The organism is Shinella oryzae (assembly GCF_023038235.1).
In the GTDB taxonomy this organism is placed as follows: domain Bacteria; phylum Pseudomonadota; class Alphaproteobacteria; order Rhizobiales; family Rhizobiaceae; genus Shinella; species Shinella sumterensis.
The window spans coordinates 1,280,767-1,301,200 of sequence record NZ_CP081987.1; the positions used below are offsets into that span (position 1 = coordinate 1,280,767).

At 62.2% G+C, this 20,434-nt stretch carries 22 protein-coding genes; 17 read left to right on the forward strand and 5 right to left on the reverse strand.

Annotated elements, in window-relative coordinates; genetic code table 11:
* Window positions 1–249 carry a zinc-finger domain-containing protein gene (locus tag K6301_RS06410; protein WP_247219992.1) on the reverse strand — a complete coding sequence of 83 codons (249 nt, stop codon included), beginning with the start codon at window positions 247–249 and terminating at the stop codon, window positions 1–3.
* Between the two features lie 216 nt (window positions 250–465).
* On the opposite strand from K6301_RS06410, the gene K6301_RS06415 reads away from it, so the two are divergent.
* From K6301_RS06415 to K6301_RS06450, 8 genes are all read left to right on the forward strand, one after another.
* Window positions 466–1,251 (forward strand): alpha/beta fold hydrolase, encoded by a 786-nt coding sequence (locus K6301_RS06415; RefSeq protein WP_247219993.1) that lies wholly within the window; start codon window positions 466–468, stop codon window positions 1,249–1,251.
* A 90-nt stretch (window positions 1,252–1,341) separates the two neighbouring features.
* Complete coding sequence (cysE, locus tag K6301_RS06420; protein WP_241595996.1) at window positions 1,342–2,175, forward strand: serine O-acetyltransferase; 834 nt, start codon at window positions 1,342–1,344, stop codon at window positions 2,173–2,175.
* 153 nt (window positions 2,176–2,328) lie between these two features.
* A complete protein-coding gene (locus K6301_RS06425; protein WP_134649125.1) occupies window positions 2,329–2,532 on the forward strand; it encodes a DUF3126 family protein in 204 nt (67 codons plus the stop codon).
* 216 nt (window positions 2,533–2,748) lie between these two features.
* Window positions 2,749–3,102, forward strand: coding sequence for a phasin family protein (locus K6301_RS06430; RefSeq protein WP_160871473.1), 354 nt, complete (start codon window positions 2,749–2,751; stop codon window positions 3,100–3,102).
* Window positions 3,103–3,348: 246 nt separating this feature from the next.
* Window positions 3,349–3,699 carry an ATP-dependent Clp protease adapter ClpS gene (gene clpS, locus K6301_RS06435; protein WP_134649127.1) on the forward strand — a complete coding sequence of 117 codons (351 nt, stop codon included), beginning with the start codon at window positions 3,349–3,351 and terminating at the stop codon, window positions 3,697–3,699.
* Window positions 3,700–3,708: 9 nt separating this feature from the next.
* Window positions 3,709–6,219, forward strand: a complete 2,511-nt coding sequence (clpA, locus tag K6301_RS06440; protein ID WP_247219994.1) for an ATP-dependent Clp protease ATP-binding subunit ClpA — start codon at window positions 3,709–3,711, stop codon at window positions 6,217–6,219.
* 205 nt (window positions 6,220–6,424) lie between these two features.
* Window positions 6,425–7,159, forward strand: coding sequence for an AzlC family ABC transporter permease (locus K6301_RS06445; protein ID WP_247219995.1), 735 nt, complete (start codon window positions 6,425–6,427; stop codon window positions 7,157–7,159).
* Window positions 7,156–7,500 carry an AzlD domain-containing protein gene (locus K6301_RS06450; RefSeq protein WP_247219996.1) on the forward strand — a complete coding sequence of 115 codons (345 nt, stop codon included), beginning with the start codon at window positions 7,156–7,158 and terminating at the stop codon, window positions 7,498–7,500. The genes K6301_RS06445 and K6301_RS06450 overlap by 4 nt, the downstream gene beginning before the upstream one ends.
* Before the next feature lie 6 nt (window positions 7,501–7,506).
* Here K6301_RS06450 and K6301_RS06455 read toward each other — a convergent pair whose 3' ends face one another.
* The 4 genes from K6301_RS06455 to K6301_RS06470 are packed head-to-tail and all read right to left on the reverse strand — an operon-like array spanning window position 7,507 to window position 10,329.
* Complete coding sequence (locus tag K6301_RS06455) at window positions 7,507–7,929, reverse strand: HIT family protein (protein ID WP_247219997.1); 423 nt, start codon at window positions 7,927–7,929, stop codon at window positions 7,507–7,509.
* A 15-nt stretch (window positions 7,930–7,944) separates the two neighbouring features.
* Entirely contained in the window at window positions 7,945–9,138 is a 1,194-nt protein-coding gene (locus K6301_RS06460; protein ID WP_247219998.1) for a GNAT family N-acetyltransferase, read from the reverse strand.
* A gap of 1 nt (window position 9,139) precedes the next feature.
* Window positions 9,140–9,865 (reverse strand): glycerophosphodiester phosphodiesterase, encoded by a 726-nt coding sequence (locus K6301_RS06465; RefSeq protein ID WP_247220001.1) that lies wholly within the window; start codon window positions 9,863–9,865, stop codon window positions 9,140–9,142.
* Entirely contained in the window at window positions 9,865–10,329 is a 465-nt protein-coding gene (locus K6301_RS06470) for a RidA family protein (protein WP_134649134.1), read from the reverse strand. Before K6301_RS06470 ends, K6301_RS06465 begins: the two co-directional genes overlap by 1 nt.
* A 171-nt stretch (window positions 10,330–10,500) precedes the next feature.
* Between K6301_RS06470 and K6301_RS06475 the strand changes: the two genes are divergently transcribed.
* The 9 genes from K6301_RS06475 (at window position 10,501) to bamA (ending at window position 20,396) form a co-directional block, all read left to right on the forward strand.
* Complete coding sequence (locus K6301_RS06475) at window positions 10,501–11,328, forward strand: cell envelope integrity EipB family protein (RefSeq protein ID WP_247220003.1); 828 nt, start codon at window positions 10,501–10,503, stop codon at window positions 11,326–11,328.
* Window positions 11,329–11,573: 245 nt separating this feature from the next.
* Entirely contained in the window at window positions 11,574–12,335 is a 762-nt protein-coding gene (gene rpsB, locus K6301_RS06480; protein WP_134649136.1) for a 30S ribosomal protein S2, read from the forward strand.
* Between the two features lie 232 nt (window positions 12,336–12,567).
* Complete coding sequence (tsf, locus tag K6301_RS06485) at window positions 12,568–13,494, forward strand: translation elongation factor Ts (protein WP_247220005.1); 927 nt, start codon at window positions 12,568–12,570, stop codon at window positions 13,492–13,494.
* 204 nt (window positions 13,495–13,698) lie between these two features.
* Window positions 13,699–14,421 (forward strand): UMP kinase, encoded by a 723-nt coding sequence (gene pyrH, locus K6301_RS06490; protein ID WP_134649138.1) that lies wholly within the window; start codon window positions 13,699–13,701, stop codon window positions 14,419–14,421.
* Between the two features lie 59 nt (window positions 14,422–14,480).
* Complete coding sequence (frr, locus tag K6301_RS06495; protein ID WP_247220007.1) at window positions 14,481–15,041, forward strand: ribosome recycling factor; 561 nt, start codon at window positions 14,481–14,483, stop codon at window positions 15,039–15,041.
* A 40-nt stretch (window positions 15,042–15,081) separates the two neighbouring features.
* The gene (locus K6301_RS06500; RefSeq protein WP_134649140.1) at window positions 15,082–15,828 is read left to right on the forward strand and encodes an isoprenyl transferase; all 747 of its coding nucleotides are present in this window, start codon (window positions 15,082–15,084) and stop codon (window positions 15,826–15,828) included.
* Window positions 15,828–16,661, forward strand: a complete 834-nt coding sequence (locus K6301_RS06505; RefSeq protein ID WP_134649141.1) for a phosphatidate cytidylyltransferase — start codon at window positions 15,828–15,830, stop codon at window positions 16,659–16,661. Before K6301_RS06500 ends, K6301_RS06505 begins: the two co-directional genes overlap by 1 nt.
* A gap of 25 nt (window positions 16,662–16,686) precedes the next feature.
* Window positions 16,687–17,820 (forward strand): RIP metalloprotease RseP, encoded by a 1,134-nt coding sequence (gene rseP / locus K6301_RS06510; RefSeq protein WP_247220009.1) that lies wholly within the window; start codon window positions 16,687–16,689, stop codon window positions 17,818–17,820.
* Between the two features lie 233 nt (window positions 17,821–18,053).
* Window positions 18,054–20,396 (forward strand): outer membrane protein assembly factor BamA, encoded by a 2,343-nt coding sequence (gene bamA, locus K6301_RS06515; protein ID WP_247220011.1) that lies wholly within the window; start codon window positions 18,054–18,056, stop codon window positions 20,394–20,396.
* Window positions 20,397–20,434 lie beyond the last annotated feature (38 nt).

Here is a 20,434-nt window from a genome sequence, read left to right on the forward strand (position 1 = left end):
TCACGCCGCCACCACGTTGGTGAAGGTGCAGCCGACCGGATTGGTCTGCGTGGCCTTCAGGGCCGCGTTGTAGCGGTAGAGCGTCGAGCAATAGGGACAGACCTTTTCGTTGTCGTCGCCCATGTCGAGGAAGACGTGCGGATGGTCGTAGGGGATCGATGCGCCGACGCACATGAATTCCTTCACGCCGATCTCGATTGCGCTATGGCCGCCGTCGTTCTGGAAATGGGGAATGCTGTGCCCAGCCATGTCATGCTCCGTGCAGGTCTGTTTGTTGGCCGGACCATAATCGTCTTCCAACGGAATGTGTAGATGCAAAACCGTCGCGGAGAGGCAATGATCGTCTTCCTGAGGCGGTTTTCCTCCGATCGCGCCTGGGGAGCGTGCGAGATTTCCGCACCGGGCGTTTCCTCTGCGCGCAAACGGCGGTAAGAGCGGGGCGAGAAAACGAAAGACGGCCTCGCGATGAACATTGATCCTCCGCCCTTTTCCCGTTTCACCCACGAAGGCCTCGAACTGGCTTTCTTCGATGAGGGCGATCCCTCCGGCGATCCCGTTCTGCTGATCCACGGTTTCGCCTCCAGCGCCAACGTCAACTGGGTGTTTCCCGGCTGGCTGAAGACGTTGGGGGATGCGGGCTACCGCGTCATCGCGCTCGACAATCGCGGACACGGCGCCAGTGCCAAGCCGCATGATCCCGCGCTTTACACCCCACCGCTGATGGCCGGCGATGCTGCGGCCCTTCTCGATCATCTCGCGATCCCCGAAGCGCATGTCTTCGGCTATTCGATGGGTGCACGCATCACGGCCTTCATGGCGCTCGGCCATCCGCATCGGGTGCGGTCCGTTGTCTTCGGCGGGCTCGGCATCGGCATGGTCGACGGTGTGGGCGACTGGGACCCGATCGCGGATGCGCTGCTGGCGCCGTCGCTCGACGATGTCACCCACGCACGCGGGCGCATGTTCCGTACTTTCGCCGAGCAAACGGGGTCCGATCGGCAGGCGCTTGCTGCCTGCATCATGACCTCGCGCGATCTGCTGACGGAAGCCGACATGGCGCGCATCGACATGCCGGCCTTGATTGGCGTCGGCACCAAGGACGACATTGCCGGTGAGCCGCAGCCGCTGGCGGCGCTGATGCCGGATGCGCGCGCGCTCGACATTCCCGGGCGCGATCACATGCTCGCGGTCGGAGACAAGGTTTTCAAGCGCGCTGTGCTGGATTTCTATGCGGAGATCGAAGGACGTTGAGGCGGCGTTCATGACAATGACGGCCGGGGCATTTCGCTTGCCCTTGGTTTGTTCTATATATGGACGAGAATGACGACAAGGAGTGCGGCGATGGTCGCGACGAACGAACTGCGGGCTGCCGAGCGGCTCAAGGCCATGGATCCGATCTGGGACAGCCTGCGCGAGGAAGCGCGTGTTGCCGCCCAGGCCGAGCCGCTGCTGGCGGCCTTCCTCTATTCGACGGTGCTGAACCACCACTCGCTTGAGGAAAGCGTGATCCATCGGGTCTGCGAGCGTCTCGACCATCCGGACCTGCAGGCCAATCTGCTGCACCAGATCTTCGACGAGATGCTTGAAGACTGGCCGGAATGGGGCGGCATCCTGCGCGTCGATATCCAGGCCGTCTATGACCGGGATCCGGCATGCCTGCGGTTCCTCGATGCCGTGCTCTATTTCAAGGGCTTCCACGCCATCCAGACGCACCGCGTTGCCCACTGGCTCTACAACAATGGCCGGCGTGACCTCGCGCTTTACCTGCAAAGCCGCTCCTCCAGCGTCTTCCAGACGGATATCAATCCGGCTGCGCGCATCGGCAAGGGCATCTTCCTCGACCACGCGACGGGTCTGGTCGTGGGCGAGACGGCGTCCATAGGTGACAATGTCTCGATCCTTCACAATGTCACGCTCGGCGGCACCGGCAAGGAAGGCGGCGACCGCCATCCGAAGATCGGCGACGGCGTCATGATCGGTGCCGGCGCGAAAATCCTCGGTAATATCCATATCGGCCATTGCTCGCGCATCGCGGCGGGCTCCGTCGTGCTCAAGCCCGTTCCGCCGAAATCGACGGTGGCGGGTGTGCCGGCGCGCGTCGTGGGCGAGGCGGGTTGCAACGAGCCGTCGCGTGCGATGGACCAGTTGCTTGCGGCCTTCGACTACGATCTCTGACTGCGCCGGCCAGGGCCGAAACGGCCTCGCCCGCGGCACTGCGCCAAAAGCCTGAACGCGGGAAAAGTCGGCGCGCACCGGCATTGAAGGGTTTACACGCCCGGGAGCAGGTGCGAGAAGCGCGGCACATCAAATCGTTGACGGAGACGTATCGTGAAGCCGGAAGAAATCAGAAAGCTCGAGGCCTACTTCAAGCGCAATATCAACAAGGAGATTGTCGTGAAGGCCCGCCCGCGCAAGGATGAATCCGCCGAAGTCTACCTCGCGGACGAATTTCTCGGCGTCATCTTCCGCGACGACGAAGACGGCGAGCTCTCCTACAACTTCTCCATGGCGATCCTCGACATCGATCTCTGATCTGAAGGATTTCCAGCAACAAGGCCCGGCCGCCTTTGGCGCCTGGCCTTTTGTTATTGTTTTGTGGCAAATTGCCTTTCGTCAGCACCAATAATCATACGTATCGTCCAACATCTTGCTTTGGTTACGGAATATTGCATTGCAGCATATACATTGACTTTTTTGTGCATCGCATATATATTGCTGCCAAGTCACTAGGGACCAAAGGAGACTTCGATGTTCAATTTTGACGAGGCAAGCAAGAAGAACAAGGAAGCCATGGATACGTTCGTGAAGAGCTATACGACTGTCGCGCAGGGCTGGCAGGCGATCGCCACCGAAGCCGCAGACTATTCCAAGAAGTCCTTCGAAAACGGCCTTGCCCATTTCGAGAAGCTTTCGGGCGTCAAGAGCATCGAGACCGCCGTTGAGCTGCAGTCCGCCTTCGTGAAGTCCTCCTATGAAAGCTTCGTCGCCGAAGCCACCAAGATCGGCGAACTCTATGCCGATCTCGCCAAGGGCGCCTACAAGCCTTACGAAGCGCCGGTTGCCAAGGCCACCGCGGCGGCAAAGGCTGCAGTCGCCGCCTGAGGCCGACGCGCCGTAATACGCGCATGACGTTCAACGACCGGCCGCGGGCAACCGCAGCCGGTCGTTTCCGTTTCGGGGATTGCGCGAGGCTGACGCGCCGGCGGCAAATTTCGCTATTTCCTTCGCACGGTCCGCGATTATGATTGCAGTGCGAAGCGAGGGTCTTACAATCGTGTGTCGAGACATTAGATAACACGTCGAGAGGCAACCTCGAGACGGACTACGCAGTCAGGGAATGAACAGGAAATGGAAGTGAGACGGGTTCGAATGCAGGATGGCGAAGACGGCGGCGATACTCCCGGCCGCAGCACGTCCGTCATTACCCGTACGAAGCCGAAGACCAAGAAGCCGAGTCTTTACCGCGTCCTGCTTCTGAATGACGACTACACGCCCATGGAGTTCGTGATCCACATTCTGGAACGTTTCTTCCAGAAGGACCGGGAAGCGGCCACGCGGATCATGCTCCATGTGCACAATCATGGCGTGGGCGAATGTGGTGTGTTCACCTACGAGGTTGCCGAAACCAAAGTGACACAGGTGATGGATTTCTCCCGCCAGCACCAGCACCCGCTGCAATGTGTCATGGAAAAGAAATGAGGAACCAACGTGCCAACATTTTCTGCAAGCCTTGAAAAGGCGCTCCATCAGGCACTGACTTTTGCAAACGAGCGTCATCACGAATACGCAACGCTGGAGCATCTGCTTCTGGCGTTGATCGACGATTCCGATGCGGCGGCCGTCATGGGCGCGTGCAACGTGAACCTCGACGCGCTGCGCAAGACCGTTACCGACTATGTCGATCACGACCTCGCCAACCTCGTGACCGGATACGAGGAAGACTCCAAGCCGACCTCCGGCTTCCAGCGCGTCATCCAGCGCGCGGTCATCCATGTCCAGTCGTCCGGCCGTGAAGAAGTGACCGGCGCCAACGTGCTCGTCGCGATCTTCGCCGAGCGTGAAAGCCATGCCGCCTACTTCCTGCAGGAGCAGGAGATGACGCGTTACGACGCCGTCAACTTCATCTCGCACGGCATCGGCAAGCGGCCGGGTGCTTCCGAGCAGCGGCCGGTGCGCGGCGCGGACGAGACGGAAAGCGAGCCCAAGCAGCAGCGCAACGGCGGCAACGAACAGGAAGAGCCTGCCAAAAAGCAGGATGCTCTCACCGCCTACTGCGTCAATCTCAACGAGAAGGCCAAGGGCGGCAAGATCGATCCGCTGATCGGCCGTCACGCCGAAGTCAACCGGACCATCCAGGTGCTGTGCCGTCGCTCTAAGAACAACCCGCTCTATGTGGGTGATCCGGGCGTGGGCAAGACGGCTATCGCCGAGGGCCTTGCCAAGCGCATCGTCGAAGGCAAGGTGCCGGAAGCGCTGGCGGATGCCACGATCTTCTCGCTCGACATGGGCACGCTGCTCGCCGGCACCCGCTACCGCGGTGACTTCGAGGAACGCCTGAAGCAGGTCGTCAAGGAACTCGAGGAGTATCCGGGCGCCGTGCTGTTCATCGACGAGATCCACACCGTCATCGGCGCCGGCGCCACCTCCGGCGGCGCGATGGACGCGTCCAACCTCCTGAAGCCGGCGCTGTCTTCCGGCGCAATCCGCTGCATCGGCTCGACGACCTACAAGGAATACCGCCAGTTCTTCGAGAAGGATCGGGCACTCGTGCGCCGCTTCCAGAAGATCGACGTGAACGAGCCGACCATCGACGACACGATCGAGATCATGAAGGGCCTGAAGCCCTATTTCGAAGAGTATCACAAGCTGCGGTACTCGAACGAGGCGATCAAGACCGCCGTCGAGCTGTCGGCACGCTACATCAACGACCGCAAGCTGCCGGACAAGGCGATCGACGTGATCGACGAGACCGGCGCGGCCCAGATGCTGCTGCCGGCCGGAAAGCGTCGGAAGCTGATCACCGAAAAGGAGATCGAAGCGACGATCGCCACCATGGCCCGCATTCCGCCGAAGACGGTTTCCAAGGACGACGAACAGGTGCTCGCCAACCTGGACAAGGAACTGCGGTCGGTCGTATACGGCCAGGATCTCGCCATCGAGGCGCTGGCTTCGGCAATCAAGCTGTCCCGTGCGGGCCTGCGCGAGCCTAACAAGCCGATCGGCAGCTACCTGTTCTCCGGCCCCACGGGCGTCGGCAAGACGGAAGTCGCCAAGCAGCTCGCCAGCTCGCTCGGCGTCGAACTGCTGCGCTTCGACATGTCGGAATACATGGAGCGGCACACGGTCTCGCGCCTGCTTGGTGCACCTCCCGGCTATGTCGGCTTCGACCAGGGCGGCCTGCTGACCGATGGCGTCGACCAGCATCCGCATTGCGTGCTGCTGCTCGATGAAATCGAGAAGGCGCATCCGGACCTCTACAACATCCTGTTGCAGGTCATGGATCACGGCTCGCTGACCGACCATAACGGCAAGAAGATCGACTTCCGCAACGTCATCCTGATCATGACGACCAATGCGGGCGCGTCCGACATGGCCAAGGCCGCCATCGGCTTCGGTTCGTCCAAGCGCGAAGGCGAGGACATGGAGGCGATCAACCGCCTGTTCACGCCAGAGTTCCGCAATCGTCTCGATGCGATCATCCCGTTCGGCTCGCTGCCGACGCCGGTCATCCATCAGGTCGTGCAGAAGTTCGTCATGCAGCTGGAAACCCAGCTGGCCGAGCGCAACGTCACCTTCGACCTCCAGCAGGACGCCATCGCCTGGCTGGCCGAGAAGGGCTACGACGAGAAGATGGGGGCCCGCCCGCTGGCGCGCGTCATCCAGGAAAACATCAAGAAGAAGCTGGCCGACGAGATCCTCTTCGGCAAGCTCAAGAAGGGCGGCGTCGTCCGCGTCTCCGTCGGCACCAAGGAAGACGGCTCGAAGGGCCTGATCCTCGACGCCGTGCCGGAGACCGCGCCGATCAAGCCCAAGGCCGAAGTGGAAGAGGCTGCCGCCAAGAAGGCGAAGCCGCGCAAGGCCAAGGAAACGGTTGCCGCCGAGGCAGCTCCTGCCAAGGCGAAGTCGTCGAAGAAGGCGGCCGAGGCCAAGGCACCGGAGCCGAAGGACGAGCCGCGCAAGTCTTCCAGCGCCGTTCCGAAGGTGCCGCGCAAGAAATAACGGCTTTACTGATGATACGGAGCCGGGCAGGAAACTGCCCGGCTTCCTTTTGCCGTCCCCCCCTCATCCGCCTGCCGGCACCTTCTCCCCGAGGGGAGAAGGGGAAAACGAGAGGTCGCCTCCCTGACTTTCCTTCTCCCCTCGGGGAGAAGGTGGCCCGAAGGGCCGGATGAGGGGGCGCTGTCCTCTCTCGCAAGAGAACTGAATGACTACCGCGCCAGCCCATCCATCCCAATTGCACTGGTTCCTCATCGGCATGCGCGGGCTCTTCAGCCTGCCGGCCATCATTCTCATGCTGTCTTTCGTGGGCTTTGCCGCTTTCACCGCCGAAGCGAACATCCCGGTAGATCAGGTGATGTTCATGACAGGCATGGTCTGGGCGCTGCCGGCCAAGGTGATCCTCGTCGGCTCCATGCTGTCAGGCGCGCATGTCGCCGCCGCCTTCATCGCCGTGACGCTTTCGTCCGTGCGCATGATGCCGATGGTGGCGGCGCTCATTCCGGAAATCCGCGATCGCCGCACGCCGACCTGGCTGCTGCTCATCATCTCGCATTTCGTCGCGATCACCGCCTGGGTCTTTGCCATGGAGAAGGTGCGTGACGTGCCGCGCTCCGGCCGCGTGGCGTTCTTTGCCGGGTTCGGCATCACGCTGACGGTCACCAACATCATTCTCGTCGGTCTGGTCTACGGCGCCGTCTCGCACTTTCCGCCCATCGTCTCAGGCTGCCTCTTCTTCCTGACGCCGGTCTACTTCCTGACCTCGATCTGGATTTCGGCCCGTCATCGCGTGATCTACTGGGCGCTCGGCATCGGCCTTGCTCTCGGCTACCTCTTTGCCGTCATCGCGCCGGAATACGATATCCTGCTGGCCGGCATAATCGGCGGCACGCTGGCATGGTGGGCGGAGAAGCGGCTGCGGCAGAAGGAGGCCGGACAATGAGCTTCGACGGTGTCTGGCCCTATATCTACATCGCCATTGCCGGCTGGTTGGCAACGGACATCTGGCGCTGGGCCGGCGTCATCGCCGGCAAGCGGATCGACGAAAATTCGGAAACGCTGAACTGGGTGAGGGCGGTCGCCACGGCGCTCGTGGCCGCGGTCATCGCCAAGCTCATCTTCTTCCCGACCGGCGTGCTGGAAAACTCGCCCTTGTGGTTGCGGCTCGGGTCGATCCTGTTCGGAGCCCTGTTCTTTTTCATCGGCGGACGTTTCCGCCAACCCTTGGGCATTGCCGCGGCCATGGCCTTCCTGGCCGCGGGACTTGCGCTTACCGGCGTCTGAACAGTCTCAGCCGGCCAGCGCCTTGCGAATCTTCTCGGCGTTCGCCGCCAGCACGCCCTGATCTTCCATCGCGCCGGAATGTGGCCGGAGAGGTGCACCGTCCACACGCGGGATGATGTGGAAATGCAGGTGGTAGACGGTCTGGCCGGCAGCCGGTTCGTTGAACTGCATGACGGTGACGCCGTCGGCCTGGAAAGCCTCCTTCGCCGCCTTCGCCACCTTCTGCACGACGGGCAGGAGGCGCGACAGCGTTTCGGGATCGGCATCCAGGATATTGCGCGATGCCGCCTTGGGAATGACGAGCGTGTGGCCGTTCGCTTGCGGCATCACGTCCATGAAGGCGACGATTTGCTCGTCCTCATAGACGCGGTGCGACGGGATTTCGCCGCGCAGGATCTTTGCGAAAATGTTGTTGGTGTCGTAGCTCATGCCCGTCTCCCGGTCTCACTCAATCTCGTTGTCGCCGCCGCCGCGGCGGAAGGGGCCGTGTTCGGCCAGATACTCGCCCATCATCTCCACGTCGCGTCGTTCACGCTCCAGATAGTCGGCAACGGCCCGGCGAAGCCCCGGATGGGTGATGTAGTGCGCGGAATGGGTCGTGACCGGCAGATAGCCGCGCGCCAGCTTGTGCTCGCCCTGTGCACCGGCTTCGACGCGCGTGAGGCCCCTGGCGATCGCGAAGTCGATCGCCTGATGGTAGCAGACCTCGAAATGCAGGAACGGGTGATCCTCGATGCAGCCCCAGTGCCGGCCGAAAAGCGTATCGCTGCCGATGAAATTGATCGCGCCGGCAACATAACGGCCGTTGCGCCTGGCCATGACCAGCAGGATGTCCTCGGCCATGCGTTCGCCGATCAGGCTGTAGAATTCCCGGTTGAGGTAAGGTCGGCCCCATTTGCGGCTGCCGGTATCCATGTAGAAGGCGAAGAACTGGTCCCAGATGGATTCGGTCAGGTCCTTGCCCGTGAGCCAATCGATCTCGATGCCATGCTCGAGGGCGGCGCGGCGCTCCTTCTTCAGCGCCTTGCGCTTGCGAGACGCCAGCGTCTCCAGAAAATCGTCGTGCGAGCCGTAGCCCTCATTGATGAAATGAAATTGCTGGTCGGTGCGGTGGAGATAGCCGGCCGCCTCGAAGACCGGCATTTCGTCCTGTGGCGCGAAGGTGACATGCGCCGATGAGACGTCATGCCGCTTCGCTAGCTCCTTGAGGCCCTCGGCAAGCGCCGTCTGCGTGGCGACGACCGGTTGGCCGACGCGGGAAAGCAGCCGCGGGCCCGTGGCCGGCGTGAAGGGGACGGAGGCTTGCAGCTTGGGATAATAGCGCCCGCCGGCACGCTCGAAGGCATCCGCCCAGCCATGATCGAAGACATATTCGCCCTGGCTGTGGTTCTTCAGATAGGCGGGCAGGGCGCCAAGCAGGGCACCGTCGTCGCCCTCCAGAAGCAGGTGCTGGCCGAGCCATCCGGTTTCGGCGACTGCACAACACGATTCTTCCAGCGAGGACAGGAAGGCGTGGCTGATGAAGGGATTGTAGGGCGTCTGCGCATCCGCCCGGGAGGCGCCGGAAAGGCGGCCCCAGTCGTCCGCCGCGATATCGGCGAAAGTCGTTTCGACGCGGATGCGCACGGTTTCCGTCATCCTATGCTGTCAGGGGCTCGCGGGGATCGAAGCCCTCGAAGGTCATCTGGTCCGCATTGAGGGCCGTGATCGTGCGCGCCTCGTCGTCGCGAACGGTCCAGGTGATGATCTGCTTGCCGAGGTCGCGCTGGCGGCTGATGAAGGCGTTGGGCAGGTGGCCGTAATAGTACGAAATGAAGTCGAGCCCGTACTGCATGGCGTCTTCATGCACGGCGAAGTTTTCCGGGCGCGCGCCCTCGGCCGTCAGCCCGACCGGATGGTCGGTACCGATCGCCTTGAGGTCCTTGAGGAGCCAGTGATCGAAGCTCATCAGCGCCACGGGCCCGTCGTAGCCCTCAAGGGCATCCAGAACCGCCATCGCGAAACCGTCGTCGTCACCGTTGCGACCCTTGAGCTCCAGGATCAACGGCACCCGGCCCTTCACGAGATCGAGCAGCTGTTTCAGCGTCGGGATGCGGTCCGCCGTGCCGCCGATCGGCAGGAGACCCAGTTCGGCGGCCGTGCGCTGGCGTACGTCCCCCTCGATGCCGCAAAGGCGCCTCAGGTCGTCGTCATGAAAGACGACCGGAATGGCATCGGCCGCATATTGCAGGTCGCATTCGATAGAGAAGCCGGCCTCGGCCGCGCGGGAGAAGGCCGAGAGCGTGTTCTCCCATACCGCACGGTTGAGATCGTGGTAGCCGCGATGCGCAATCGGGCGCTCGGTCAGCCAGTTGAATTTGTACATCAGGCGATTTCCATGATGGCATCGATCTCGACCGCCGCGTTAAGGGGCAGGGCGGCCATGCCGACGGCCGCACGCGCATGCTTGCCGGCATCGCCCAGCGCGCCGACGAGGAAATTGGAAGCACCGTTGATGACGAGGTGCTGCTCGACGAAATCGGGCGTGGAGGCGACGAAGCCGTTGATCTTGATGACGCGCTTGATGCGCGAGAGGTCGCCGAGTGCGGCCTTGGCCTGGGCGAGCAGGCCGAGCGCGCAGAGTTCCGCGGCCTTCTGTGCGCCCGCCACGTCGACGTCCTTGCCGACATGGCCGGTGACCGCGATCTTGCCGTCGCGCATCGGCAGCTGGCCGGAGATGTGGAGGACATTGCCGCTGATGACGAAGGGCACGTAATTGGCTGCAGGGGCTGCGGCGACCGGGATATCGTAACCCAGTTCCTTGACGCGGTTTTCGATTTCAGCGGACATTCCGGTCTCCGTAGTGTGTTCACCACCCTCAGATAGGGTCGGCGCGGTTCGACTGTCAGGGGCATTGCAGATCGCACCATTGCAAATGAATATGTCATCGCACGGATATTGCCTCGCTTTTGCCGGAAGAGTTCATATAACATCGCCGCTGGATTCAACAGGAGGAAACGGATGTTTCGTTCATCCTTTGTCACGGCGCTTGCAGCCGGGGCATGTGTCGCCGGCAGCGGCGTAACCGGCGCTTACGCCAACCCGGCGAGCGGGCTTGCGCCGCATCGCGCCGTCTATGACCTCCAGCTCAAGGATGCGAGCGAGCGTTCCGGCATCGCGGGCATGTATGGCCGCATGGTCTACGAATTCAACGGTAGCCCCTGTGACGGCTATACGGTGAGCTTCCGCTTCGTCACGCAGGTCAACACGGGCGAGGAAACGCGCCTAACCGACCAGCAGACGACGACCTACGAGGACCTGAAGACCGGCAGCTTCCGCTTCCTGACCCGCTCCTTCACCGATGAGAAGCTGGACAAGGAAGTGCGCGGCACCGCACGCGAGGAAAAGACCGGAGTCAGCGTCGACCTGACCGCGCCGGATACCAAGCAGGTGGAACTTGCCGCCAGCCGCTTTCCGACCGAACACATGCTTGAGGTGATCGATCACGCCAAGAAGGGCGAACGGTTCTTCGAATCGCGGATCTTCGATGGTTCCGATTCGGGTGACAAGACGCTGATGACGACGGCCGTCGTCGGCAAGAAGGAGAAGCCCAAGGCGGGCGATCCCGACGCGGACAAGGCGGGCACCTTCTCGAAGCAGGCGTTCTGGCCGGTCTCCGTTGCCTACTATAACGACACCAGCGACGGCGACGCCGTGCCGGTCTACCGCATGTCCTTCAAGCTCTATGAAAACGGCATCACGCGCGACCTGACGATGGACTACGGCGAGTTCGTGCTGAGCGGAAAGCTCGCCAAGCTTGAGATGCTCAAGCAGCAGGACTGCAAATAAGCGATCCGCCGCTTTGGCGGTGCCGGCCGTCGCCGGTACCGCCTGATCGGGATGAAAGAGTGCTCCCCGGCGTGTTTTTTACCCCGCTGCCCTTGATTTGCCGGGAAACTGCGGTTATGGGGCAGCCATTCCACACGTGAGACATGGGATCGTCCGGGAGAAATCCGGACTGTTCCGCCCGGTGGCGCTTCCGAAGGAAGGGCTGTTCGTCTCGCGGAGGTTCAACCGGAAAAGGATAACTAGGCATGGCATTGCCCGATTTCTCTATGCGCCAGCTTCTCGAAGCCGGCATCCACTTCGGCCACCAGACGCACCGCTGGAACCCGAAGATGAAGCCGTACATCTTCGGCGACCGCAACAACGTTCACATCATCGACCTGGCACAGACCGTTCCGATGCTGTCGCGCGCCCTTCAGGTCGTCAGCGACACCGTCGCTGGCGGCGGCCGCGTTCTCTTCGTCGGCACGAAGCGTCAGGCTTCCGACATCATTGCCGACGCTGCCAAGCGCTCGGCCCAGTACTACGTCAACGCCCGCTGGCTCGGCGGCATGCTGACGAACTGGAAGACGATCTCCAACTCGATCCAGCGCCTGCGCAAGCTCGACGAGATCCTGGCCTCGGAAGGCTCGGGCTACTCGAAGAAGGAACGCCTGAACCTCGAGCGCGAACGCGAGAAGCTTGAAAAGGCTCTCGGCGGTATCCGCGACATGGGCGGCACGCCGGACCTGATGTTCATCATCGACACCAACAAGGAATCGATCGCGATCCAGGAAGCCAAGCGTCTCGGCATCCCGGTCGTCGCCGTCATCGACTCCAACTGCGACCCGGATCCGATCGATTTCCCGATCCCCGGTAACGACGACGCCTCGCGCGCTATCGCTCTGTACTGCGACCTGATCGCCCGCGCAGCCATCGACGGCATCGCGCGCCAGCAGGGCGCCTCGGGCCGTGACCTCGGCGCCTCCGCCGAAGTTCCGGTCGAGCCGGCTCTCGAAGCCGAAGCGTAAGGCAAGGCCGGAGCGATCCGCTCCAGCTTCCTGATCAACCGAGGCCAGAGAGACGATCCCTGGCCTCGGCTTGTTTGAAGGCCCTGCTGCCGGCAATCCAAGCGGTTGCATTCAAGGCACGGGCCGGAGGTGATCTTCATCACCCTATCATATTTCCGGGTACATTCGTTCCCAAAACCTTGAGTTCGCCGAGGTTTTTCGGCGGCACGCAACAACCGACAAGAGGCTCACAATGGCTGAAATCACCGCTGCACTGGTGAAGGAACTGCGCGAAAAGTCCGGCGCAGGCATGATGGACTGCAAGAAGGCGCTGGCTGAAAACAACGGCGACATCGAAGCGGCAATCGACTGGCTGCGCGCCAAGGGCATCGCCAAGGCCGACAAGAAGTCGGGCCGCACGGCTGCCGAAGGTCTCATCGGCGTCGCTTCTTCCGGCACCAAGGCCGTTGTCGTCGAAGTCAACTCTGAAACCGACTTCGTTGCCCGCAACGATGCCTTCCAGGCCATGGTTCGCGGCATCGCCGACGTTGCGCTCACCACCGATGGCACCGTCGAAGCCGTTGGCGCCGTGACCTACCCGGCAACCGGCAAGTCGGTCACCGACACAATCAAGGATGCCGTCGCCACCATCGGCGAGAACATGAACCTGCGCCGTTCGGCCGCCCTGTCGGTCGAAGACGGTGTTGTCGCGACCTATATCCACAACGCCGCCGCCGACCGTCTCGGCAAGCTCGGCGTTCTCGTCGCGCTCCAGTCGACCGGCGACAAGGAAGCCCTGAACGCTATCGGCCGTCAGGTTGCCATGCACATCGCAGCGACCGCGCCGCTGGCGATCCGCGCCGAGGAAGTCGATGCAGCCGTCGCCGAGCGCGAGCGCAACGTCTTCATCGAGCAGTCGCGCGCTTCCGGCAAGCCGGACGCCATCATCGAAAAGATGGTCGAAGGCCGCATGCGCAAGTTCTTCGAGGAAGTCGCCCTGCTGTCGCAGGCCTTCGTCATGAACCCCGACCTGACCGTCGGCGCTGCCGTCAAGGAAGCTGAAAAGACCGTCGGCGCGCCGATCGAAGTCGTCGGCATGGCCCGCCTCCTGCTCGGCGAAGGCGTCGAAAAGGAAGAGTCCGACTTCGCCGCTGAAGTCGCAGCCGCTGCAAAGGGCTGATTTCACTTCTCCCTCAAGGGAAAAGTAATCTCGGTTTGGAAAAGAGGAGGGCGCCGCGTGACAACGCGGCGCCCTTCGTGTATCCGGCTTGCCGAAATGCCTGCCCCGAAATTTCTCTGCGGCCAGGACTGCCTCGTGCGGAGCCGACCCGGTACCCGTCCGGCGGCCGAACGGGTGAGCAGGCACACGAATTCAGGAGCGACGATGACCGCCACGCCAATCTACAAACGTGTTCTGCTGAAAGCCTCGGGTGAGGCGCTGATGGGGTCGCAGGGCTTCGGCATCGATGTCGCCGTTGCCGATCGCATCGCCTCCGACATTGCCGAAGCGCGTGCACTGGGCGTCGAAGTCGGCGTTGTCGTGGGTGGTGGCAATATCTTCCGTGGCGTCGCCGTAGCCTCCAAGGGCGGCGACCGCGTCACCGGCGACCACATGGGCATGCTGGCGACCGTCATCAATGCGCTGGCGCTCGCGACCTCGCTGCGCAAGCTCGACATCGATACCGTTGTCCTCTCGGCCATCGCGATGCCGGAAATCTGCGAGAGCTTCTCGCAGCGCGCCACGCTCTATCACCTCTCGCTCGGCCGCGTCGTGATCTTCGCCGGCGGCACGGGCAATCCGTTCTTCACGACCGACTCGGCCGCAGCACTGCGTGCCGCCGAAATGGGCGCTGAGGCGATCTTCAAGGGGACCCAGGTCGACGGCATCTACTCGGCCGACCCGAAGAAGGACCCGACGGCGACCCGCTTCGATAGCCTGACGCACAGCGAGGTTCTGGAAAAGGGCCTGGCCGTGATGGATGTCGCTGCCGTGGCGCTGGCGCGCGAGAATTCGATCCCGATCATCGTGTTCTCGATCCACGAAAAGGGCGGATTTGCCGAAATATTGACCGGTGGCGGCCGCGGGACCATCGTAACCGACAACTGATTCTGGAACGGTTGCGCGCTCATCGCGTGCGGCCGTTCTGCGACAATGGGAGTATTCCGATGAGTGAAGGTATCGACCTCAAAGAACTGAAGCGCCGCATGGATGGCGCGATCAACGCGTTCAAGAACGACATCGCCTCGTTGCGCACCGGCCGCGCCTCGGCCAACGTGCTCGACCCGGTCCAGGTCGAAGCCTACGGTTCGCGCGTTCCGCTGAACCAGGTCGCCAATATCAGTGTTCCCGAGCCGCGCATGCTGTCCGTTTCCGTCTGGGACAAGGGCATGGTCGGTGCGGTCGAGCGCGGCATCCGCGAATCGAATCTCGGCCTCAATCCGATCATCGACGGCCAGAACCTGCGTATTCCGCTGCCGGAACTCAACGAAGAGCGCCGCAAGTCGCTCGTCAAGGTTGCGCATGACTACGCCGAGAAGGCCAAGGTCGCGATCCGCCACGTGCGCCGCGACGGCATGGACGACCTCAAGAAAGCCGAAAAGGATGGCGATATCGGCCAGGATATGAGCCGTGCGCAGTCTGAAAAGGTGCAGAAGATGACCGACGAGACGATTTTGGACGTCGATCGCTTGCTTGCGGACAAGGAAAAGGAAATCATGCAGGTTTAAAGCAAAGGCTCGCCTGCTTTTCTTCTTTTTCGGATTGTCCATGAACCAGCTTTCGCCCAGTACCGTTCCGGCTCACGTCGCCATCATCATGGATGGCAACGGCCGCTGGGCGAATGCACGCGGCCTGCCGCGCGCCATGGGACACCGCAAGGGTGTCGAGGCCGTGCGCGAGGCCGTGAAGACGGCCGCCGAGTGCGGCGTCTCCTATCTGACCCTGTTTGCCTTCTCGTCGGAAAACTGGAGCCGTCCGGAAAGCGAGGTCTCGGACCTCATGGGCCTCCTGAAGGCCTTTATCCGGCGTGACCTTGCGGTTCTCCACAAGCAGAACGTGCGCATCCGCATCATCGGCGACAAGACGAACCTGTCCGGCGATATTCTCCCGCTTTTATTGGAAGCGGAGGAAACCACGCGCGCCAACACAGGCATAACGCTCATCATCGCGTTCAACTACGGCGCGCGCGACGAGATCGCGCGTGCGGCAAGGAAGCTCGCAGCCGAGGTCGCGGCCGGTCGCCTCGAGGCATCCGCCATCACGTCGGAACGGATCGGTGCGGCGCTCGATACCGCGGGAATCCCGGACCCCGATCTCGTCATCCGCACGAGCGGTGAGGAACGCCTGTCCAATTTCCTGCTCTGGCAGGCCGCCTATGCGGAGCTGATGTTCATACCCGAGTTCTGGCCGGACTTTTCGCGCGACACCTTCGTCGCCGCGCTCTCGCGCTATGCCATGCGGGAGAGGCGGTTTGGCGGGTTGCAGCCCGCCACCACGCTTGCAGTGGGTTCCTGATGCAGACTGAACTGCGCCTGCGCATCATTTCCGGCATCGTGCTGGCGATCGCCGTTCTTGCCGCGACCTGGTTCGGTGGCTTTGCCTTTCGCGTGCTCGCGGCCGGCATCGGCGTCCTGATCTACTACGAGTGGTCGACGATCACCCGGCTTGCCGATTCGGATTTTCGCGGCAACGCCTTTGGCTGGCTGGCCGTCGCGCTTGTGGCTGCGCTCGTGCTTTTCGATTTCGACGAGCTGGCCCTGCCGGCGCTTCTGGCCGCGACCGTCATCGGCATCGCTTATGCGCTGGTCGCGAGGTCCAGCCGCTGGCTGCCCGGCGGCATCGTCTATTCGGGCCTGACGGTGATCTCGCTTGCGGCGATCCGCGGCGACACCGCGCATGGTTTTGCCGCCATGCTCTTCATCTTCGCCGTCGTCTGGGCAACCGATATCCTTGCCTATTTCATCGGCCGGGCCATCGGCGGCCCGAAGCTTGCGCCATCGATCTCGCCGGGCAAGACCTGGTCGGGCGCCATTGGCGGTGCGGTTTCGGCCGTCGTTGCCGGCACGCTGGTCCACATGGCGTTCTTCTCGCTGAACGGTTTGTGGGTGCCGGCGATCGCGCTGGTCCTGTCGATCTTCAGCCAGATCGGCGACCTCTTCGAATCCTTCATCAAGCGCCGTTTCGGCGTGAAGGATTCCAGCCGTCTCATTCCGGGGCATGGCGGGGTCATGGACCGCGTCGACGGCCTTGTTTTTGCCTGCTTCGCCGCGTTCCTCATTGCATTGGGCGACGCGATCATGAAGGGCACCGTCAACACGCCCGCCGGCGTGTTCCTTTTCGGCCCGTGACCGCGACAGACTGGGGACTGGATATATGGAAATGCTTGCAGGCTCGCTCGGTTTCGTGACGGGCTATATCGTTCCCTTCCTGATCGTGCTGACGCTCATCGTCTTCGTGCACGAAATGGGCCATTATCTGGCGGGCCGCTGGTCCGGTATCGGCGTGACCGCCTTCTCCGTGGGGTTCGGCCCCGAACTCCTGGGCTTCACGGACAAACACGGGACGCGTTGGAAACTCTCCGCCATTCCGCTGGGCGGATATGTCAAGTTCCTCGGCGATGACGATCCGGCCTCGACGCCTGACTACGACGCCGTTGCGGCACTGCCGGAAAGCGAGCGCAAGCGCACCTTCCTCGGTGCTGCCCTGTGGAAAAGGGCCGTGACGGTCGCCGCGGGCCCCATCGCCAATTTCATCCTCGCCATCGCGATCTTCGCGGTGATGTTTTCCATCTACGGCCGCCAGATCGCGGATCCGATCGTTGCGGAAGTGCGGCCGGACAGCGCCGCGCAGGAGGCGGGCGTACGTCCCGGCGACCTGCTGGTGGCGCTCGATGGCCATGCCGTCACGACCTTCGACGACGTTCGCCGCTATGTGAGCGTACGCCCCGAGCTGCCGATCACCGTGACGGTGCGCCGCGGCGGCGAGGACCTCGATCTTCCGATGGTGCCGAAGCGCACGGAGATTACCGACCAGTTCGGCAACAAGGTGGAACTCGGCCTGATCGGTATCGTCACCAATCAGGAGACCGGCAATTTCCGCGTCGTGGAGTACGGACCGCTTGAAGCCGTGGGGCAGGGTGTTGTCCAGAGCTGGCATATCGTGACGGGTACGTTCGACTATCTGTCGAACCTCGTGACCGGCCGCATGAAGGCGGACCAGCTCGGCGGCCCGATCCGCGTGGCGCAGGCATCCGGCCAGATGGCCACGCTCGGTGTTGCCGCATTGCTGCAACTCGCCGCGGTTCTCTCTGTTTCCATTGGACTTTTGAATCTGATGCCGGTTCCGGTACTTGATGGCGGCCACCTGATGTTCTATGCGGTAGAGGCTGTCCGGGGCAGGCCTGTCGGGCCCGGGGCGCAGGACGTCGCATTTCGCATCGGCATGGCGCTGGTGCTCATGCTGATGGTTTTCGCGACCTGGAACGACATATCCATGCTTCTTGGCTGAAGGCCGCCGGCATCGTCGGGGCCATATTATTAAGGGGAGCCGCAGTCCGGGTGAGGGCGCTAACGCTCTGTTTACCGTGATGAAAAGCAATTAGTGGCGTTGAGGCCACTGTTGCAATCGAAGTAAACAGAAATTAACGCGTGGCCTTGCTTGTATGGCAAAAGCGGTTAAAACGGCATCGTGTCCGGAATCGGGCATGCCTGCCGGACGTAAAACGAAGGTAAGTTGTGAAGATGAAAGCTGGTTCGAACTTTTTGAACGCCGTGTCTGCCGTAGCCTTGTCGGCAAGTATGGTCGTTACGGGCGGCTCTGTTGCCACGCTTGTCTCCGCAACCGTTGCAGAGGCGGCCGTCATTCGCAACATTCAGGTGCATGGCGCCGACCGCGTCAGCGCGAACACGGTCAAGGCCAACCTGGCGATCAAGCCCGGTGAGAACTTCACCAGTGCCGACATCGATGAGTCCGTTCGTCGCCTTTACGCGACCGGCTACTTCTCCGACGTCAAGGTTGCCGTTTCCGGCAGCACGCTCGTCGTGACGGTGAACGAAAGCCAGTTGCTCAACGAAGTCGTCATCAACGGCAACCGCAAGATCAAGGATGACAAGCTGCAGGCGGTTCTCCGCTCGCGCTCGCAGGGTCCTTACAGCGAAGCCACGATCGAGGCCGACAAGCAGGCCATTCGCGACGCCTATGCCGCCATCGGCCGCAGCGATGCAACGGTGACCACGCAGACCTACCCGCTGGGCAATGGTCGCGTGAACCTCGCCTTCGTCGTCGATGAAGGCGACCGCACGAAGATCTCGCAGATCAATTTCGTCGGCAATCAGGCCTACAGCAACGGCCGCCTGCGTTCCGTCATCCTGACCAAGAAGTCGAACTTCCTGTCGTTCCTGACCCGTAAGGACGTCTACAGCCCGGAAAAGCTGCGCGCCGATGAAGAGGCGCTGCGCCAGTTCTACTTCAACAACGGTTATGCCGACTTCCGCGTCATCTCTTCGGATGCCGTTCTGGATGAGGCGTCGAACGAATATGTCGTCACCTTCACGGTCGACGAAGGCCAGCGCTACAACTTCGGCGACGTGAATGTCGAATCGACGGTCGAGGGTATCGATCCCGAGGAGCTGAAGGGTCTCGTCGAGACGAAGGCCGGCAAGACCTACCGTGCCAAGGATGTGCAGGACACGATGTCCGCGATTTCCCAGCGCGTCGCGGCAAACGGTTATCCGTTCGCCCGCGTGACGCCGCGCGGCAACCGCGACCTCGGCAATGGCACGATCGCCGTCGACTATCTCGTCGATCAGGGCGAGCGCGCCTATGTCGAGCGCATCGAAATCCGCGGCAACACCCGCACGCGTGACTATGTCATCCGTCGCGAGTTCGATATCGGCGAAGGCGATGCCTTCAACCAGGAAGTCATTACGCGCGCCAAGCGTCGCCTTGAGGCACTCGGTTACTTCTCTTCCGTCGAGGTCACCACCGCGCCGGGCAGCGAAGCCGACCGCGTCGTTCTCGTCGTCGATGTCCAGGACCAGTCGACCGGCTCGTTCGGTATTGGCGCCGGTTACGAGACGGGCAATGACGGCGGCTTCAAGCTTGAAGCGTCGATCGAAGAGAAGAACTTCCTTGGTCGCGGTCAATATATCCGCGTTGCCGCCGGTGGCGGTGAGGACTCGCGTAACTACAGCCTGAACTTCACCGAGCCCTATTTCCTCGGTTATCGTCTGGCGGCAGGCTTCGACATCTTCAAGAACGAAGACCGGAGCGAAGACTACTACCGCGTCGACTCGCAGGGTTTCACGCTGCGTGTCACCGCGCCGATCACCGAAGATCTGTCGACGACGTTCCGGTACAACTACACGAAGCTCGACTATAGGTCGTCGCTTGCGACAAATGATCCCCGCCTGTCGACGCCGTATTGGGATGCGGTGAACAATGGCCCCTGGGTTCGTTCGTCGATCTCGCACAGCCTGACCTTCGACACGATCGACGATCGCACGCTGCCGCGTGAAGGTATCTTCGCGCAGATCACGCAGGAATTCGCCGGCCTCGGTGGCGACTCCGATTATTACAAGATCTCCGGTAAGGCGCGTTACTTCCACACGCTGCTGGAAGATGCCGATGTCATCGGCTCGCTGTCCGTCAGCGGCGGTCACATGTGGGGTACGGGTGACACGGTTCGTGTCTATGATCAGTTCACCCTCTCGGCGGGCGAATTGCGTGGCTTCGAGTCGGCTGGTATCGGCCCGCGCGCCACATCGACCGGCGATGCGCTCGGTGGCACGACGTTCTTCACGGCTTCGGCTGAAGCGTCGTTCCCGCTGCCGGCCATCCCGCGCGACTCCGGCTTCCGTGGCGCCGTCTTCATCGATGCCGGTACGCTTTACGGCAACAAGGTCGCCTATGCCGCTTCCGACCGGGTTCGGGGTACGGATATGAGCCTGCGCGCGTCCGTCGGTGCCTCGATCATCTGGGCGTCGCCGTTCGGCCCGCTGCGCTTCGACTATGCTGTTCCGATCAAGAAGGAAGAGTTTGACGAGACCCAGCGCTTCAAGTTCGGTATCGCAACCCAGTTCTGATGCAGCGCGTCCAGAACCGCGAGTATTTGGACGTTCTG

What these genes read in the sequence shown, in the direction of transcription:
- K6301_RS06415 (WP_247219993.1), top strand. Translation starts at nt 466, where the DNA reads ATGAACATTGATCCTCCGCCCTTTTCCCGTTTCACCCACGAAGGCCTC.
- tsf (WP_247220005.1), top strand. Translation starts at nt 12,568, where the DNA reads ATGGCTGAAATCACCGCTGCACTGGTGAAGGAACTGCGCGAAAAGTCC.
- K6301_RS06500 (WP_134649140.1), top strand. Translation starts at nt 15,082, where the DNA reads ATGAACCAGCTTTCGCCCAGTACCGTTCCGGCTCACGTCGCCATCATC.
- K6301_RS06465 (WP_247220001.1), bottom strand. Translation starts at nt 9,865, where the DNA reads ATGTACAAATTCAACTGGCTGACCGAGCGCCCGATTGCGCATCGCGGC.
- clpS (WP_134649127.1), top strand. Translation starts at nt 3,349, where the DNA reads ATGGAAGTGAGACGGGTTCGAATGCAGGATGGCGAAGACGGCGGCGAT.
- K6301_RS06445 (WP_247219995.1), top strand. Translation starts at nt 6,425, where the DNA reads ATGACTACCGCGCCAGCCCATCCATCCCAATTGCACTGGTTCCTCATC.
- K6301_RS06455 (WP_247219997.1), bottom strand. Translation starts at nt 7,929, where the DNA reads ATGAGCTACGACACCAACAACATTTTCGCAAAGATCCTGCGCGGCGAA.
- K6301_RS06460 (WP_247219998.1), bottom strand. Translation starts at nt 9,138, where the DNA reads ATGACGGAAACCGTGCGCATCCGCGTCGAAACGACTTTCGCCGATATC.
- K6301_RS06430 (WP_160871473.1), top strand. Translation starts at nt 2,749, where the DNA reads ATGTTCAATTTTGACGAGGCAAGCAAGAAGAACAAGGAAGCCATGGAT.
- rseP (WP_247220009.1), top strand. Translation starts at nt 16,687, where the DNA reads ATGGAAATGCTTGCAGGCTCGCTCGGTTTCGTGACGGGCTATATCGTT.
- cysE (WP_241595996.1), top strand. Translation starts at nt 1,342, where the DNA reads ATGGTCGCGACGAACGAACTGCGGGCTGCCGAGCGGCTCAAGGCCATG.
- frr (WP_247220007.1), top strand. Translation starts at nt 14,481, where the DNA reads ATGAGTGAAGGTATCGACCTCAAAGAACTGAAGCGCCGCATGGATGGC.
- rpsB (WP_134649136.1), top strand. Translation starts at nt 11,574, where the DNA reads ATGGCATTGCCCGATTTCTCTATGCGCCAGCTTCTCGAAGCCGGCATC.
- K6301_RS06505 (WP_134649141.1), top strand. Translation starts at nt 15,828, where the DNA reads ATGCAGACTGAACTGCGCCTGCGCATCATTTCCGGCATCGTGCTGGCG.
- K6301_RS06470 (WP_134649134.1), bottom strand. Translation starts at nt 10,329, where the DNA reads ATGTCCGCTGAAATCGAAAACCGCGTCAAGGAACTGGGTTACGATATC.
- K6301_RS06475 (WP_247220003.1), top strand. Translation starts at nt 10,501, where the DNA reads ATGTTTCGTTCATCCTTTGTCACGGCGCTTGCAGCCGGGGCATGTGTC.
- pyrH (WP_134649138.1), top strand. Translation starts at nt 13,699, where the DNA reads ATGACCGCCACGCCAATCTACAAACGTGTTCTGCTGAAAGCCTCGGGT.
- bamA (WP_247220011.1), top strand. Translation starts at nt 18,054, where the DNA reads ATGAAAGCTGGTTCGAACTTTTTGAACGCCGTGTCTGCCGTAGCCTTG.
- K6301_RS06450 (WP_247219996.1), top strand. Translation starts at nt 7,156, where the DNA reads ATGAGCTTCGACGGTGTCTGGCCCTATATCTACATCGCCATTGCCGGC.
- K6301_RS06410 (WP_247219992.1), bottom strand. Translation starts at nt 249, where the DNA reads ATGGCTGGGCACAGCATTCCCCATTTCCAGAACGACGGCGGCCATAGC.